This is a genomic window from Pontibacillus litoralis JSM 072002, assembly GCF_000775615.1.
Classification (GTDB): domain Bacteria; phylum Bacillota; class Bacilli; order Bacillales; family BH030062; genus Pontibacillus; species Pontibacillus litoralis.
The window spans coordinates 1-15,566 of the sequence record NZ_AVPG01000013.1 but is presented as its reverse complement, the minus strand read 5'-3'; the positions used below and the strand labels follow the sequence as shown (position 1 = coordinate 15,566).

The following is a 15,566-nucleotide window of genomic DNA, read 5'->3' as shown; positions in this document are numbered from 1 at the left end:
TCGCTTCTCTCTCCCTCTTGATTGACATTTCCGTTTCTGCATGGCACAGTTCAAGAGAGTGTCATGTCGATATTTCCCCGGAAATAGAATATGGTGAAGGAAAAGGTGGAAAATACTCCAATAAGAACGTAAGTGTTGTTTATTTCCTCCTCTTAATAAGCATTAGGAAGGTGACAGAAAGATGGAGCAAATAGGAATTCAATCCTTAACGAGTATGGTTTCACATTTAGTGTTTATTACCATCACATGGAGGTTATTACAAGCAATTCATTTAGACGGTATCCTAAAAAAAGGACGAGTGTTTGAAGGACGACTGCTCCTTATGTTTTTGACGATTACGATTGGAACGGCTGTAAGTAACTTTTTCTTAGATTTCTTACTGTGGTCTCGTAATTTGCAATTTCTCTTATAATGTTGCAATTGCTTTGTCGAAATTCTTCTTATTTTATGGAGTATGTTCCGTGTTCTCTCTGACGATAATGCTAGTAAGATTTTTTTCTTAAGGAGAGGAACGGATCATGAAGCATTTTTCTATACTATTATTAGTGTTCTTATTGATGCAACCGCAATTATTGATCGCTGAGCAATCTGAAGCCAATGAAGATATAAAGCCTTTAAGGAATGCGGTCCAATTCTTAGAAGAACAGAACATCTCTTTGTCAGAATGGAATGTCTCTGCGAAAATGGAAATAAAGGCGGAGGAAGTTCCAGAATATGTGGAGCAAATAAAAGCCTTATTCGATGATAGTGTCATTTCAAAAGAAGAAGATGATAAAGTAAGCAAGATAATGATATCGAACCGACATAAAAAGAAACCATTCGACGAAGGATTTATTGTGAATCAATCCAAGATAAAGGGTGCATATGCAGAAATTACGTACATCTCTTCGGGAAAAACGTTTGATTCATCTGTGCAACATGCATTAATAGCTAGGATAAAAGAATTAAAATCTACCATTTTAGAAGAAGATATCACAATATTCACTTGTACAAAAGCGGCTTATAATGGTATGATAGATGGTGTTTTATTACTCGACAAATTTTTTGACCAATTTGATGTAACCGACTTACAAACACTTAATGAAGAAGATTTTATCACTGTTGCAGGATACACTAGTCAATGGAAAACCGTGTTGCCTTATGAGGATGGTTCCATGAATGTACAATTCGCTGTGCGTAACGGATTGGGCGCAAAGACAACCATTACAATAGGAACACCGATTATAACGAGTGAATATTAATATAGAGAAAATGGACGCGGAGGGGAATGACCTTGGAAAAAATCATTGTCCGCGGTGGCAATCAGTTAACAGGTACCGTTAAAGTTGAAGGTGCAAAGAATGCTGTTCTACCTGTCATCGCAGCAAGCCTAATAGCTAGTGAAGGAAAGAGTGTTCTTAAAGAAGTACCGGCTCTTGCAGATGTTACGACTATTAGTGAAGTGTTACGATATATGAATGCCGAAGTAGATATAAATGATACAACTGTTACAATTGATGCATCTGGGAGTTTAACGACAGAAGCACCGTTTGAATATGTTCGTAAAATGAGAGCATCTGTACTCGTTTTGGGACCATTGTTAGCACGTTACGGCCACGGGAAAGTTGCGTTACCAGGCGGATGTGCGATTGGCTCAAGACCGATTGATCAGCACCTTAAAGGATTTGAAGCAATGGGTGCGAAAGTAAATGTAGGTAATGGGTTTATTGAAGCACATACAGAAGGCCGACTTAAAGGTGCACGTATTTACTTAGATGTACCTAGCGTTGGTGCGACGGAGAATATTATGATGGCGGCGGCACTTGCTGAAGGAAAGACCGTGCTAGAAAACTGTGCGAAAGAACCTGAGATCGTTGACTTAGCAAACTATTTAAACAAAATGGGTGCAAAAGTAGTCGGCGCAGGTACCGAAACGATACGTATTGAAGGTGTGGAGAAATTAGTAGGCGCAGAGCATACTATTATTCCAGACCGTATTGAAGCAGGTACATTTATGGTAGCTGCTGCTATAACGAAAGGGAATGTACTTGTAAAAGGTGCGGAGCGAGAGCATTTACGTTCCTTAATGGCTAAGATGCAAGAAATGGGCGTTATCATTGAGGAAGAAGAGGAAGGACTACGCGTGATTGGTCCTGATGAATTAAAGGCTGTCGATATTAAAACGATGCCGCATCCAGGATTCCCGACAGATATGCAGTCACAAATGATGGCTCTTATGCTACAAGCAAAAGGAACAAGCGTTATTACCGAAACAGTATTTGAGAATCGTTTCATGCACGTAGAAGAGTTCCGTCGTATGAATGCTCATTTAAAGATTGAAGGTCGTTCTGTCATTGTTGAGGGACCGTCACAATTGCAAGGAGCAGAAGTAGCGGCAACGGACCTTCGTGCAGGCGCATCCCTCATATTAGCTGGTTTAGTTGCTGACGGGTACACTCGTGTTACAGAGCTAAAGCATCTTGATCGCGGTTATGTTAACTTTGCGGAAAAACTACAAGGCTTAGGAGCTAATGTAGAACGAATCAAAGAGGAATCTGTGCACGGAACGAAACAAGAACAAACTCAAGACGCTAAATCGATTTCATCTTAATATGATTTTTAAAAAAGGTACAAAGCTCTTTTAACAGGGATTCGTACCTTTTTTGTGTTGAATGATAAAGGACAATCTAGCACACAGAAGGGTGAAATTTTTTGTTCTAGCAATCCTTTTTTATGTGTACATATGTTAGTAGACTAAATAGAGAAAGGGAGCGTCTGCATGAACATGAGGAATAAGTCACTGTTTTTGTTTATAGGGGTGTTAATGGCGATTATCTTAATCATTCCAACCATAATTGTTGTCCCTTTTACTGGGGCAAGTAAAGATCAATCAGAGAAACCGAATGAGCCAAAGTCGAAACAACAAGAGATTAATCTACTGGAAGCATCAGAGGTTAACGTCTCCGTTATGCGGTCGCAAAAAGATACAGTAGAAGATGTCCCCCTTGAAGTATATGTATCTAGAGTCGTAGCTTCGGAAATGCCAGCTGATTTCGAATTAGAAGCACTGAAAGCCCAAGCACTTGCTGCCCGCACGTATATTGTGCAGTACTTGTCCCATGAAGATGGAGCCAACGTAACAGATACCGTACAACACCAAGTGTATAAAAATGACGAAGAACTGCGGAAGATTTGGGAGAGTGACTACGAGTGGAAGATGGATAAAATCGAGCAGGCTGTAAAGGAAACAGCAGGGGAGATTCTGACGTATAATAACCAACCGATAACCGCTGCTTTCTTCTCTACTTCGAACGGCTTCACGGAGAATTCAGAGGATTACTGGCCGAACGAAATCCCGTATTTGCGTAGTGTAGAAAGCCCATGGGATAAACAATCACCAAAGTATAACCATCAACAAGTATTTACGACTGAACAATTGGAGCAAGCGCTAGGTTTGCAACTTTCGGAGAATGCTCCCTTGCTATCGAATATGAAGAAAACGGAAAGCAACCGGGTATCAGAAGTAACGATAGGCAATAAAACGTTTACGGGTAGAGAAATAAGAGAATCATTGCAGCTTCAGTCAACAGACTTTAGTGTAGAACAGAAGAATGACCATGTTATTTTTACAACGAAAGGCTATGGGCATGGCATTGGTATGAGCCAATACGGTGCAAATGGAATGGCTCAAGAAGGAAAGTCATATGAAGAGATAGTAAAGCATTACTATAATGGAATTGACATAGCGAAAGTAAATGACCACTTGCCAAAGCTAGCTTCGAAGTAGATGAAAGGCTTTGTCGAAAAATAAATAGAAAAAATGTTTAATAAATGTATAGTTCTTCCTCTTTCTGTTCAGAATGGTTGCTGAGGTGATGATGAAATGAGAGAGGAAGAAAACAATAACGTTTCAAAAAACAGTTGGAAACGTATTTTCCGCAAAAAGTGGTTTTTCCCTAGTGTCTATCTAATGACCGCGGCATTGCTATTAACGGCTGTAGTCTGGTATCAAAACGCAGCAACAGATGACCAAGCAGACCCTTCTGAAGGTACGAATGTAGACAGCTATGATTCCGGTTATGATGATAATGACGCAGAGCCAGTGATGGAGCAAACTGAGAACTTGAATATGCCTGTGCAAGATCAGGAGCAAATGGTTATTAAGACGAAGTTCTATGATGTAAGTGCTAGTAAAGAAGAGAAGGAACAAGCACTCATTCTTTACAATAGCAGCTATCATCAAAGTAAAGGGGTAAGCATTGCTCAAGAAAATGGTGAATCCTTTGACGTGAATGCTTCAGCAAGTGGTACGGTCACAGAAATAAAGGAGGATCCGTTGTTTGGAAACGTTGTAGAGCTTACGCATGAAGATGACGTAACAACGAAGTACATGAGTCTTGACGATGTTCAAGTGGAAGCTGGAGAAGTGATTCAGCAAGGAGACCTACTTGGAACAGCTGGTCAAAGTCTAGCTGGTCAAGAAACTGGCATGCACGTTCACTTTGAAGTTCGTAAAGCAGGAACGGCCGTTGATCCAGAAACGTATTTTAATCAACCTTTAAGTGAATTAGAAGCGAAAGAGCCAAAGGAAGAAGAGGAATCCTCCGTTGAGCCGAAAGAAGGCGAGGATGAGGGTCCTCAAGAGGATGACCAACCAGACGAACGTGATCAGCCTGGTGATGAGCAAACCGATCCATCGAATGGTGAGCAAGCAGAACACCCTATGGAAGACGATGGTGATGACGAAGGAGATGCAACCGAAGAGCAACAGGATATGGACTCTTCTATCTCCATGATGAATGCCTAGTCGAATACAAACACCCGATTCAAATCCCAAGCGAATCGGGTGTTTTTTTGTGTATTAGTACATTTTCATTTAATTTCTGCATAGATTGGAAAAATGGCTCGTCACTCCTTGTCCGGGAAGACATTTTAATCATAAAGGTGTATTCCTGTACATAATCTGTTACAAACCGTTAAATCAGGAAGGTTTGAGGTGAGAGAGAAGGGTGTCGAATACTTAGAAGTGTTTGCAGCATCGTACTTATCATATACCTATTTTGTTTGATCACTTTGTCTCATTTCACACCTTTGATACCCAATGACCAGGAGGCGAGTGGTGTGCACGATTACATCAAAGAGCGTACTATCAAGATTGGGAAATATATCGTGGAGACGAGGAAGACTGTTCGAGTTATAGCAAAAGAGTTCGGAGTGTCAAAGAGTACAGTGCATAAAGATTTAACAGAGCGTTTGCCTGAAATAAATCCGGAATTAGCTAATGAGGTAAAGTTCATTTTAAACCATCATAAGGCGATTAGGCATTTAAGGGGGGGAGAAGCGACGAAGAAGAAATATAGTTTGCAAAGTAATCGAGAGAAATCGACGAATTCTGCGGGATAATTCACCTTGAATAAAGCCTCCTATACTCATTTCAAAAAAAAGCTGAAATTTTTTTGTCTTTGTTGACAATAATTGACGGAATATGTGATAAAATATACCCTTAGAAGAGTACTGTAATTCGTTAAGAGTTTTTATATAAAATAGGAGGATTATTCTATCATGTTTGCAAGAGATATTGGAATTGACCTTGGTACTGCCAATGTATTAATACACGTTAAAGGAAAAGGAATTGTATTAGATGAGCCATCTGTTGTAGCGATGGATCGCAACACAGGCAGGGTGCTTGAAGTTGGGGAGGAAGCGCGTCGCATGGTAGGACGTACTCCGGGGAACATCGAAGCCATTCGTCCACTTAAAGATGGGGTTATTGCGGATTTTGATGTGACAGAAGCGATGTTAAAGTACTTCATCGACAAGATTGATGTACGGGGCTTTCTTTCTAAGCCTCGTATGTTAATATGCTGTCCTACTGATATTACTAAAGTGGAACAGAAGGCAATTAAAGAAGCCGCTGAGAAAAGTGGGGGTAAGCAAGTATTTCTAGAAGAAGAGCCTAAAGTTGCTGCGATTGGTGCAGGAATGGATATTTTCCAGCCTAGCGGTAACATGGTTATTGATGTTGGTGGAGGTACAACAGATGTTGCTGTTCTGTCTATGGGCGATATCGTTACTTCTTCTTCCATTAAAATGGCTGGTGACAAATTCGACCAAGAAATACTGCAATACATTAAGAAGCAATACAAGCTTTTAATTGGTGAGCGTACAGCAGAAGATATTAAAGTGAATGTTGCAACCGTTTCACCATCTTCACGTAATGAAGCGATTGATATTCGCGGGCGTGATATGGTGTCAGGATTACCACGTACGATTACCGTTTATTCAGAGGAGATTGGGAAAGCGTTGCAAGAAGCTGTTTCCCTAATCGTTCAATCTGCTAAGCAGGTGTTGGAGCGTACGCCACCTGAGTTATCTGCTGACATTATTGATCGTGGTGTAATTCTGACTGGTGGTGGAGCTTTACTGCACGGCATTGATGAGCTATTAGCCGAAGAGTTGAAAGTGCCTGTATTAATTGCAGAAGAACCAATGAACTGTGTCGCTAAAGGAACTGGCATCATGCTAGAGAATATTGACAAGTTACCGAAACGCAGCATTGTTTAATACGTACTAGGAGGGTATTACTTTGTTAAGAGGATACTATTCAGCGGCATCTAGTATGCTTGCTCAACAGCGTCGACAAGAATCGTTATCCAATAATTTAGCTAACGTGAATACACCAGGATATAAAGCGGATCAGGGATCTTTACGAGCTTTTCCAGAGATGCTCCTTGCACGCTCTGAAACGAAAACTATACCAACGAAGAAGACGTTAACGTTACCGATGCGTTCAGAAATTGGCGCGTTGAATACAGGTGTATATATGCAAGAGGTAGCGCCGAATTTCTCTCAAGGAGATGTGAGAGAAACGAATATGACGACGGATGTTGCGTTAGTAAACGGCGATATTCCTGATGAAAATGGCGGTCTGTTCTTTACCGTAGAAAATATTCAAGGTGAAACGCGCTATACTCGTAATGGGAACTTTACAGTGGACCCTGAAGGCTATTTGACAACGCAGCAAGGCCTTTACGTGTTAGATGAGAATGCTAATCGAATTCAAACAGATGGGATGGAGTTTACAATCTCGTCTGAAGGTGTGTTGACAAGTAATGGACAAGCAACTCCGTTAGGCATTGCCTATACAGCAGATGCTAATCAAATGGTTAAAGAAGGCCAGGATCTATTTCGGATGGAAGGTGGACAAGCTCCAGTTAACGCTCGAGGTGTTGCAGGTGTGCAGTTTTCTTCCAAGCAAGGCTTTCTAGAAGGGTCAAATGTGGATTCTGGACAGACGATGACAGAAATGATGGCATCTTATCGATTATTTGAAACGAATCAAAAAGTATTAAAGGCATACGATCAAAGCATGGATAAAGCAGTTAATGAAATCGGAGTCGTTCGGTAGATTTACTCACTATCCATTTAAGCCTACATAAGGAGGGATATATCGGTGCTACACTCATCTATGAATGCTGCTGTGACGATGGGACAGTTACAGAAGAAGTTAGATGTTATTGGAAACAATATGGCTAACTCGAATACACCAGGGTATAAAAATAGACAAGCTGAATTTTCTTCGTTATTGTATCAGCAAATCAATCACGTAGAGAACGAAGGCGCTAATCCGAATCGATTGACACCTGAAGGGTTGCGCGTAGGTTCTGGTGCGTATGTTACAAGTACAGACGTGGATATGTCTCAAGGCTCTATCCAAGAAACGGGACGTCCTCTTGATGTTGCTTTATTAAAGGATAATCACATGTTTCAGGTAGATGTGACGCAAAATGGCCAGACGGAGCGAATGTACACAAGAGATGGGTCATTTTCGTTATCAGCTAATGAGGATGGTACGGTTAGCCTCGTAACATCAAATGGCCATCCTGTTATAGGGGAAAATGGTCCAATCCGCATAGAAGCAGGTTATAAGTCTGTATCTGTGCGCGAAGATGGTGTTATTCTAGTGGAACGTAATGGCGTGCAAATGGCTGAAGATCGCCTTCTTATTGTGGATGCGACGAGACCAAGATTTCTTGAATCAGCAGGAAAGAATCTTTATGCGATTCCAGATACCAATATCAATGCAGATGACATCATGGAAGATGTACCATTGATGAACACCTCATTGAAGCAAGGGGCATTAGAAACCTCGAATGTGGATATGGCCAATCAAATGACAGAAATGATGATGACACAACGGGCCTATCAGTTTAATAGTCGCTCTATATCAATGGGTGACCAAATGATGGGTCTTGTGAATCAACTACGTTAAGCTACAATAGTAAGGAGTCTCTAAGTTATGTCGAACAAACAAACGAAATCACCTAGTCGTTCAGAGCGACTTAAAGAGAAGCAGCAGAAGAATAACGCCTCGCAGCAAACGACGACGTCATCTGGTAAACAAACCAAGGAGAAAAAGGCGAAAAAAGAACGCCGACGTATTTTTCCTATTTGGATGCGTATTATTGTTATTCTCTTATTAAGTATCGTCGCATTACTTGGAGGCTTAATGATTGGGTATGGTGTTATAGGAGACGGAGATCCTTTAGATGCCTTGAAATGGGAAACGTGGCAACATATCATTGATATTGTAATGAAAGACTAAGGAGGATTTCCATGTTAGATATTGAACAGATTAAAGAAATTATCCCTCATCGCTATCCTTTTTTGTTAGTTGATTGTATTACAGAACTTGAAGAAGGACGTCGTGCAGTTGGGAAGAAGAATGTAACTGCAAATGAGCCATTTTTCCAAGGGCATTTCCCAAATTATCATGTCATGCCTGGAGTGCTCATCGTAGAAGCATTAGCACAAGTAGGGGCAGTCGCAATGCTGCAAAAGGAAGAAAATCAAGGTCGATTAGCTTTCTTCGCAGGTATTGATAAGTGCCGTTTCAAGCGCCAAGTGACACCAGGTGATACGTTAACATTAGAAGTGGAAATTATTCGCTTAAGAGGAAGTATGGGCAAAGGGAAAGCAATCGCTAAAGTAGACGATCAAGTTGCATGTGAAGCTGAAATCATGTTTGCTCTTGGCGAGAAACAAGCGTAAAGAAGTTACAACCGCTCTTATAGAAAGGGCGGTTTTTTTTGTATAATTTTTTCTTGAATTGCACAGTATATAAGCAATGCCATCATAAGGAGGTTATACAACATGACAAAGCATTGGTTCATGAAGCTTGGCGGTTCTGTACTTGCGTTATTTCTTATAACGGCTTGTGCAACAGAAGAGAATCCACCAGAGGAAGAGGAGCAAAAGCAAGAAGATATGCAAGAGGATATAGAAGAAGAACAGGATAAAATGGAAGAAGATATGCAAGAAGAGCAAGATAAAGAAATGAAGGAAGAAGACACTACTGAGTAAGGCGAGGGCACTCTCCTCGTCTTTTTAATTTGAGATAGTGTAAATTTTGTTGAAATTATATTAATAATATGACGATGTGACAAAAATCGACAATAACTATTAAACCATATTAGTAAAATGGACTCAGTTTAACCGATTTATTTTGCCATATAGGGGGAATGGTTAGGGATATGGTCGGGATAATGAAGTCTTCTCAGTATTGTAGTACATATGTCGTTACAGAACAAACGATGGGGATATTCTGGAATCAAGACATCGAATATGCCTCAAGAATCATTGAAGCAGAGCGGATTATTTACTGTAAAAAAACATCCGCACAAATTGTGGCAGAATCATGTAATGTATATGGAGCTTCTTTGCAACAACGTCGTGATTCGATGAAACATGTTCTCGCATCTCGTTCTAAGTTACCTATAGCTATTGACCCTAAATCGTGTATCTTTATGTTTCCGACGAGATCCCCTAGAAGCATTTATTGCAATTGGATTTCTTTCTATCAAGTCCATCAGTGCAAAGATGTGGGAGAGGGGACTATGTTCATATTTAATGACCTATCTACTGTGACAGTACCTGCGACAGCTTCTTCGTTAAGGAAGCAAATGCACCGCACTGCCATGGGGATCGCTTATTATATGAAAGAGAGCATGACACAACCAACCGTTCTAGAGAACAATGATTAGCTTTAGTTATTATTCGTTGTTTAGAACGTGAATATTTAGTATAGTTAACATGTACTGACCGACCAGTCATCTTGGCGTGTCAGTCAGATAGTGTAAGGAAGTGAACGTATTGAATGAAAAGAAACGAACGCTCATTGAATCTGGCATGAAGCTATTTGCGCAAAAAGGGTTTCATGAAACATCTGTACAAGCAATCGTCGACAATAGTGGTGTATCTAAAGGGTCTTTTTACCTCCATTTTGATTCGAAGGAGGATTTGCTTTTCCATATTCACCATTATTATTATTACGGATTGATGGATGCAGTAAAAGAAGTGCAGAATCACGATGCAGAACCGAGAGAACAGCTTGCATTACAAGTAAAGGTGCTGCTGCAATCCTTTATGTCTAATAAAGATTTTATCGTGATGCATATGAGGGAGAATGTCAACGTTCCATTAGAAACGAGCGGCCTTTTAACAGACATTCAACGTCATAGTTATGAATGGGCACGTGGCAATCTACTGAATATTTACGGGAAACCGTTGCAGTCTAAAATTAATGATGCGGTAATTCTGTTAGAAGGGATATTGCATGGTTATGTGAAGTGGTTAGTCATTGATGAAGTTCGACTAGATGCAGACGTCTTGTCCAATTTTATCGTCCGACGAATCGATGACGTGATTGCTGGTATGATTGGCGAAGAACACGAACCGCTTATATCAGATGCATTACTTCAGGAGCATTTCCCTGGCAATGTCGCTCAAGGTGGTTATGCATGTGTACAGCGAGAATTACAGCGAATGCGGGAAAAAATCGACTACGTAAATGCTACAGAACAACAGAAACAAGATTTGTGTAGTGCGATGAATGTGTTAGAGGAAGAAATGAAGAAAGCAGAACCACAACATGTTATTGTGCAAGGCATGCTAACTCATTTCGCCCACTTTCCTCCATTTAAGCCGAATTTACAACAAATATCCAAATATTTAGAGATTACACTTTTGACTTAATAAAAAAAGGGGAGCTTCAGCGGTGAAAAAGAACATATTAGCGATGCTGCTGCTTATCTTACTAGTAACGCTAAGTGCGTGTGCAGAAGAGAAGAGTAGCGAACAGCCTAAGGAAGAACCAGTAACACCTGTACAAGTAATGAAAGTGAAGAAGGGGGATTTGCAAGTAGAAAGAGAAGTGTATGGCCGCGCTATTCCTGGATCACAATCAAGCATTGTCCCTAAAGCAACCGGCGAACTAGTGGAATTAACCATTGAGCGTGGCGATGTCGTTAAAGAAGGACAATCTATCGGCCGGGTGGATACCGGTAACGTCCAAGATAACGTCGAATTGCAACAACTTGCCGTCCAATCCGCTCAAAAACAATTAGACGGTGCGACTTCACAAAAAGAAGCAGCCGCGCAAAATGTAACCGATGCTAAAGAGCAGTTAGAGGAAGCGAAGCAAGCAACGAACAAACAAAGCGAGTCGAATGTAGGGAGTACATCCGAGCTTGAGAAGTTATTGAAAACGGCAACGGACAACGAAAAGGAGATGAAACAGCTAGTAGAATCAGGGGCTGTTTCAGAAAAGGAATATAACCAAATAGTTGAACAAGTAGAAATATTGACGCAACAGCTGGCGCAGGCGCAAAAAGCCGCCCAAGCAAGTGCAGGCCAATCACCCGTTGCTCAAGCAGAAATGGCAGTAAAGCAAGCAGAGCAACAGCTAGACAGTGCTAAAATCGGCGTAGAACAAGCGAAATTACAAGTAGAACAAGCGCAAACGCAATTAGAACAAGCGAAAGGACAATTGCAAAATGGTGCTATTACATCGAATCAATCCGGAGAGGTTGTTTCATTAGAAGTGAAACAAGGCGATATGGTATCCAATACGCAACCGATGGCAACTGTTGTGGACTTAAATCCGATTAAAGTGGAAGCCAATGTTAGCGCAGAAGAGTTAAAGCTATTTGAAGAAGGAAAGAAAGTACCTGTTGCGATTTCTTCTGTAAAGGATAAATTCAAAGCGGAAATTACGTATATCCCGTCTGTTACGAATGATTCAGGTCTGTACCCTGTCGAAGCAACAATTGCCAATTCAGACGAGCAAATCAAACCAGGTATGATGGTGACTTTTCAGCTACCGGAAGTGACCGTTAAGAAACAGCTGCTCGTTCCAACCCAGGCAATCGTAGAAGAAGGCGGAAAAGCATACGTTTACGTTGTAGAAGAAGAACGTGCGAAGAAGAAGCCTATTGAAATCGTAAGGAGCCAATCCAGGATAACAGCGGTGAAAGGGGACCTGAAGAAAGGCGATCCGATTGTTACGAAAGGCCAGTTAACCTTATCAGACGATAACAAGGTCAACATTATGAAGGAGGATACTAAGTGAAACTAGTAAACACCTCCGTCAAACGCCCAGTAGGAGTATTTATGATTGTTGTAGCAATCGTAGCGCTCGGCTTCGTCTCTTTACGAAATTTAACGATTGATTTATATCCAGAAATCGATTTACCAATTGCGGTCGTTTCCACAAGCTATCCAGATGCCGCACCACAAGAAGTAGAGAAGCTTCTCAGCAGACCAGTTGAATCAGCAGTGAGTACGATTGAAGGAGTCAACACCGTTCAATCCCAATCGCAGCCCGGTGCATCTCTTGTGATGATCATGTTTGACACCGGAACGAATTTAGATAACGCCTTACTCGAAGTGCGGGAGAAAATAGACCAAGTAAAAGGCGCATTACCAGAAGATGCTGGTGATCCGAACATACTACGATTTGATCCGCAACAAATTCCTGTTATGTGGCTAGGACTATCAGGGGAAAATGCTGCCGAGTTAACGAACATTGCAGAAAATGATGTCGTACCATATTTAGAACGACAAGGCGGAGTAGGATCTGTCAGCATAGAAGGTTCTAAAACGAGAGAAGTTAGAGTAGAAATGGATCGGGCTAAGCTTGCTCAATACGGACTAAATGCCAATATGCTTCTCCAATCCATTAACGCCGCCAATCAATCAGGCTCTGCCGGTGTAATTGAAAAAGGAGAACAAGATTTACAAGTTCGTATCCAAGGAGAATACGAATCTATTGAGGATATACGCCAGACGAAAATCATTACACCTACTGGAGCACAGCTAGAATTGCAAGACGTCGCAACAGTAGAAGATGATTTTAAAGAAGTAACAGGTATATCGAAAGTGAATGGCTCACCGTCCGTCGTGTTATCCGTATTGAAGCAATCGGACAGTAACACGGTGGAAGTATCCGACAACATATTAGAAGCTCGAGAAAAAGTTCAAGCAGAGTTACCAGAAGGCGTTCAGTTAGACGTTGTTTTTGATACGTCCATCTTTATTAAACAGTCCATCCAATCGGTTATTCAGAACATTATACTAGGGGGGATTTTCTCTGTCCTCGTCTTACTACTCTTTCTAAAAAGTGTACGAGCAACGTTAGTCATTGGCATCTCAATCCCGATTGCAGTTATATCAGCCTTCACCCTAATGTATTTCACAGACAATACGTTAAATGTGCTTACCATGGGGGGACTTGCGCTTGGAATCGGAATGATGGTCGATAGCTCTATCGTTATATTAGAGAACATTGTATCGTATCGACAACGAGGTCACTCTCTTAAAGAAGCTGCGGTAAAAGGGGCTTCCGAATTGGCGCCTGCCGTAATCGCTTCGACGACGACGACACTTGTTGTATTTTTGCCAATTGTTTTCGTAGACGGTATAGCATCGGAATTATTCACACCACTTGCATTAACGGTATCTTTTGCATTAATTGCATCACTTGTTGTGTCCATTACGCTAATCCCAATGCTATCATCTAAATTGTTAACGAAGGCGATGAAAGAAAACGGCAGAAGGTATTGGTTTGACCGCTTCATCGATAAAGTTCATCACAAGTATCGATCTGTACTAAAGTGGACATTAAAGCACCGACTAATTACAGTAATCACGACCCTTGTATTAGTCATTGGCAGCTTTGCTTTAATCCCATTTTTAGGTGCGGAATTTATCCCTGCATCGGACCAAGGACAAATTGAAATTAAAGTGACGACACCGAGTGGCACCTCCTTGGAAAATACGGAAGCTGTTACGAACGAAATCGATGAACAATTAAAAGCATACGACAATATTATCGAATCGAATTACTTAAGCATTGGTGGGGGTGGATTTGAAGGTTTTTCCACCACTTCTAATCAAGCAACATATACGATGCAGCTTGTTCCAGCAGAAGAAAGAGAACAAACGACAGTAGAAACCGTGCAAGCTATCGAGGAAGATGTACGTAATATCGTCGGAGCAGAAATTACAGTTAGCGAAATGGCGGCAGGACTCGGAACAGGAGCACCCGTTACCATTCAGCTAAACGGAGATAATTACGACGTCCTCAAAGAATTAGCTGACCAAGTCGTTTGGATGGTCTCTGATGTGGAGGGAGTAAGCAACCCCGAAACATCAGCAAGCGAAAGCAGACCAGAAGTACAAGTGAATGTAAATCGAGATAAAGCAGCTCAATACGGATTAACGTACCAAGACGTCATGAGCCAAGTACAAATGTCCTTCAGCGGCCAAACCGCAACAAGATATAGAGAAGACGCAAACGAAGTAGACGTCCGCATCACATTACCAAAAGACGAAAGAAGCACTATAAGTGACTTAGAATCAGCCAAAATCCAAACACAAGACGGAAGCATGATCCCGCTCGCCTCCATTGCAAACATAGAACAAATGCAAGGACCGAACACACTCATGCGGGAAAATCAACAACGCCAAGTAAACGTCACAAGCGAAGTAGTAGGACGAGACTTAGCAAGCGTAACAAAAGACATCCAAGCCGAACTAGACAAAATGAACTTCCCAGATGGCTATTCATACACCATCGGCGGGCAAGCAGAAGACATGGCAGAATCCTTTAAAGATTTAGCCATAGCACTCGTCTTCTCCATTTTCTTAGTATATGCCGTCATGGCTATCCAATTTGAGAACTTCCTATATCCATTCGTCATCATGTTCTCAATGCCAGCCACAAGTGTAGGAGTCGTCGGCGGATTATTAATCACAGGAAAACCATTAAGCATACCAGCCTTTATCGGAGTCATTATGCTAGCCGGAATCGTCGTCAACAACGCCATCGTACTAGTGGACTACATTAACATCGTCCGCTCCCGAGGCGCAGACCGATACGAAGCCATACTCGAAGCCGGCCCAAGCCGACTACGACCAATCTTCATGACGACCCTAACTACAGTACTAGGAATGATCCCACTAGCACTAGGACTTGGACAAGGAGCAGAGGCCCAACAACCAATGGCCATTACCATCATATTCGGACTTGCTGTATCAATGGTATTCACCCTACTCCTTATCCCAATCGTATACACATACTTCGATGACCTATCACACAAAATTGTCGGCTTCTTTCAACGCCGCCGCACCAAAAAGCATGAGGCCTAGCCCCATGCTTTTTTGCGTGCCTAGAGCCAGTACCCCCGTGTAAGTCGCTCCCGTTCGCATGCAAGTGGCTCGTCCGCGTGTGAAAGTCGCTCCCGTTC

The 15,566-nt window shown here is 41.6% G+C and carries 16 protein-coding genes; all 16 read left to right on the top strand.

Going from position 1 to position 15,566, the window contains the following annotated elements; genetic code table 11:
• Positions 1-181: 181 nt before the first annotated feature.
• The 16 genes from N784_RS09405 (at position 182) to N784_RS09330 (ending at position 15,468) form a co-directional block, all read left to right on the top strand.
• A complete protein-coding gene (locus tag N784_RS09405; protein WP_036834408.1) occupies positions 182-412 on the top strand; it encodes a DUF1146 family protein in 231 nt (76 codons plus the stop codon).
• Positions 413-518: 106 nt separating this feature from the next.
• Entirely contained in the window at positions 519-1,241 is a 723-nt protein-coding gene (locus N784_RS15995; protein ID WP_052127233.1) for a YwmB family TATA-box binding protein, read from the top strand.
• Between the two features lie 32 nt (positions 1,242-1,273).
• On the top strand, positions 1,274-2,590 hold the full coding sequence (gene murA, locus N784_RS09395) for a UDP-N-acetylglucosamine 1-carboxyvinyltransferase (protein WP_036834406.1): 1,317 nt from the start codon (positions 1,274-1,276) through the stop codon (positions 2,588-2,590).
• A gap of 168 nt (positions 2,591-2,758) precedes the next feature.
• Entirely contained in the window at positions 2,759-3,766 is a 1,008-nt protein-coding gene (gene spoIID, locus N784_RS09390; RefSeq protein WP_036834405.1) for a stage II sporulation protein D, read from the top strand.
• A 96-nt stretch (positions 3,767-3,862) separates the two neighbouring features.
• On the top strand, positions 3,863-4,786 hold the full coding sequence (locus N784_RS09385; protein WP_036834403.1) for a M23 family metallopeptidase: 924 nt from the start codon (positions 3,863-3,865) through the stop codon (positions 4,784-4,786).
• A 314-nt stretch (positions 4,787-5,100) separates the two neighbouring features.
• Positions 5,101-5,382, top strand: coding sequence for a sporulation transcriptional regulator SpoIIID (spoIIID, locus tag N784_RS09380; RefSeq protein ID WP_036834402.1), 282 nt, complete (start codon positions 5,101-5,103; stop codon positions 5,380-5,382).
• 159 nt (positions 5,383-5,541) lie between these two features.
• The gene (gene mreB, locus N784_RS09375; RefSeq protein ID WP_036834401.1) at positions 5,542-6,543 is read left to right on the top strand and encodes a rod shape-determining protein; all 1,002 of its coding nucleotides are present in this window, start codon (positions 5,542-5,544) and stop codon (positions 6,541-6,543) included.
• A 22-nt stretch (positions 6,544-6,565) separates the two neighbouring features.
• Positions 6,566-7,387 carry a flagellar hook-basal body protein gene (locus tag N784_RS09370; protein ID WP_036834399.1) on the top strand — a complete coding sequence of 274 codons (822 nt, stop codon included), beginning with the start codon at positions 6,566-6,568 and terminating at the stop codon, positions 7,385-7,387.
• A gap of 45 nt (positions 7,388-7,432) precedes the next feature.
• The gene (locus N784_RS09365; protein WP_232306002.1) at positions 7,433-8,251 is read left to right on the top strand and encodes a flagellar hook-basal body protein; all 819 of its coding nucleotides are present in this window, start codon (positions 7,433-7,435) and stop codon (positions 8,249-8,251) included.
• A gap of 27 nt (positions 8,252-8,278) precedes the next feature.
• Positions 8,279-8,584: a DNA-directed RNA polymerase subunit beta gene (locus N784_RS09360; protein ID WP_036834397.1), complete on the top strand. Its 306-nt coding sequence runs from the start codon at positions 8,279-8,281 to the stop codon at positions 8,582-8,584.
• Between the two features lie 11 nt (positions 8,585-8,595).
• The gene (fabZ, locus tag N784_RS09355; RefSeq protein ID WP_036834395.1) at positions 8,596-9,030 is read left to right on the top strand and encodes a 3-hydroxyacyl-ACP dehydratase FabZ; all 435 of its coding nucleotides are present in this window, start codon (positions 8,596-8,598) and stop codon (positions 9,028-9,030) included.
• A gap of 102 nt (positions 9,031-9,132) precedes the next feature.
• A complete protein-coding gene (locus N784_RS09350; protein ID WP_036834393.1) occupies positions 9,133-9,342 on the top strand; it encodes a hypothetical protein in 210 nt (69 codons plus the stop codon).
• A gap of 158 nt (positions 9,343-9,500) precedes the next feature.
• Positions 9,501-10,022 carry a competence protein ComK gene (locus N784_RS15990; protein WP_084600217.1) on the top strand — a complete coding sequence of 174 codons (522 nt, stop codon included), beginning with the start codon at positions 9,501-9,503 and terminating at the stop codon, positions 10,020-10,022.
• A gap of 109 nt (positions 10,023-10,131) precedes the next feature.
• Positions 10,132-11,013, top strand: coding sequence for a TetR/AcrR family transcriptional regulator (locus tag N784_RS09340; protein WP_036834391.1), 882 nt, complete (start codon positions 10,132-10,134; stop codon positions 11,011-11,013).
• Positions 11,014-11,035: 22 nt separating this feature from the next.
• Positions 11,036-12,388: an efflux RND transporter periplasmic adaptor subunit gene (locus N784_RS09335; RefSeq protein ID WP_052127231.1), complete on the top strand. Its 1,353-nt coding sequence runs from the start codon at positions 11,036-11,038 to the stop codon at positions 12,386-12,388.
• Positions 12,385-15,468 (top strand): efflux RND transporter permease subunit, encoded by a 3,084-nt coding sequence (locus tag N784_RS09330; protein WP_036834390.1) that lies wholly within the window; start codon positions 12,385-12,387, stop codon positions 15,466-15,468. Before N784_RS09335 ends, N784_RS09330 begins: the two co-directional genes overlap by 4 nt.
• Positions 15,469-15,566: the final 98 nt, after the last annotated feature.

Excerpts from the sequence above, each read along its gene's own strand:
- N784_RS09405 (WP_036834408.1), top strand. The coding sequence starts at position 182 with ATGGAGCAAATAGGAATTCAATCCTTAACGAGTATGGTTTCACATTTA.
- N784_RS15995 (WP_052127233.1), top strand. The coding sequence starts at position 519 with ATGAAGCATTTTTCTATACTATTATTAGTGTTCTTATTGATGCAACCG.
- spoIID (WP_036834405.1), top strand. The coding sequence starts at position 2,759 with ATGAACATGAGGAATAAGTCACTGTTTTTGTTTATAGGGGTGTTAATG.
- N784_RS09385 (WP_036834403.1), top strand. The coding sequence starts at position 3,863 with ATGAGAGAGGAAGAAAACAATAACGTTTCAAAAAACAGTTGGAAACGT.
- mreB (WP_036834401.1), top strand. The coding sequence starts at position 5,542 with ATGTTTGCAAGAGATATTGGAATTGACCTTGGTACTGCCAATGTATTA.
- N784_RS09360 (WP_036834397.1), top strand. The coding sequence starts at position 8,279 with ATGTCGAACAAACAAACGAAATCACCTAGTCGTTCAGAGCGACTTAAA.
- fabZ (WP_036834395.1), top strand. The coding sequence starts at position 8,596 with ATGTTAGATATTGAACAGATTAAAGAAATTATCCCTCATCGCTATCCT.
- N784_RS09350 (WP_036834393.1), top strand. The coding sequence starts at position 9,133 with ATGACAAAGCATTGGTTCATGAAGCTTGGCGGTTCTGTACTTGCGTTA.
- N784_RS15990 (WP_084600217.1), top strand. The coding sequence starts at position 9,501 with ATGGTTAGGGATATGGTCGGGATAATGAAGTCTTCTCAGTATTGTAGT.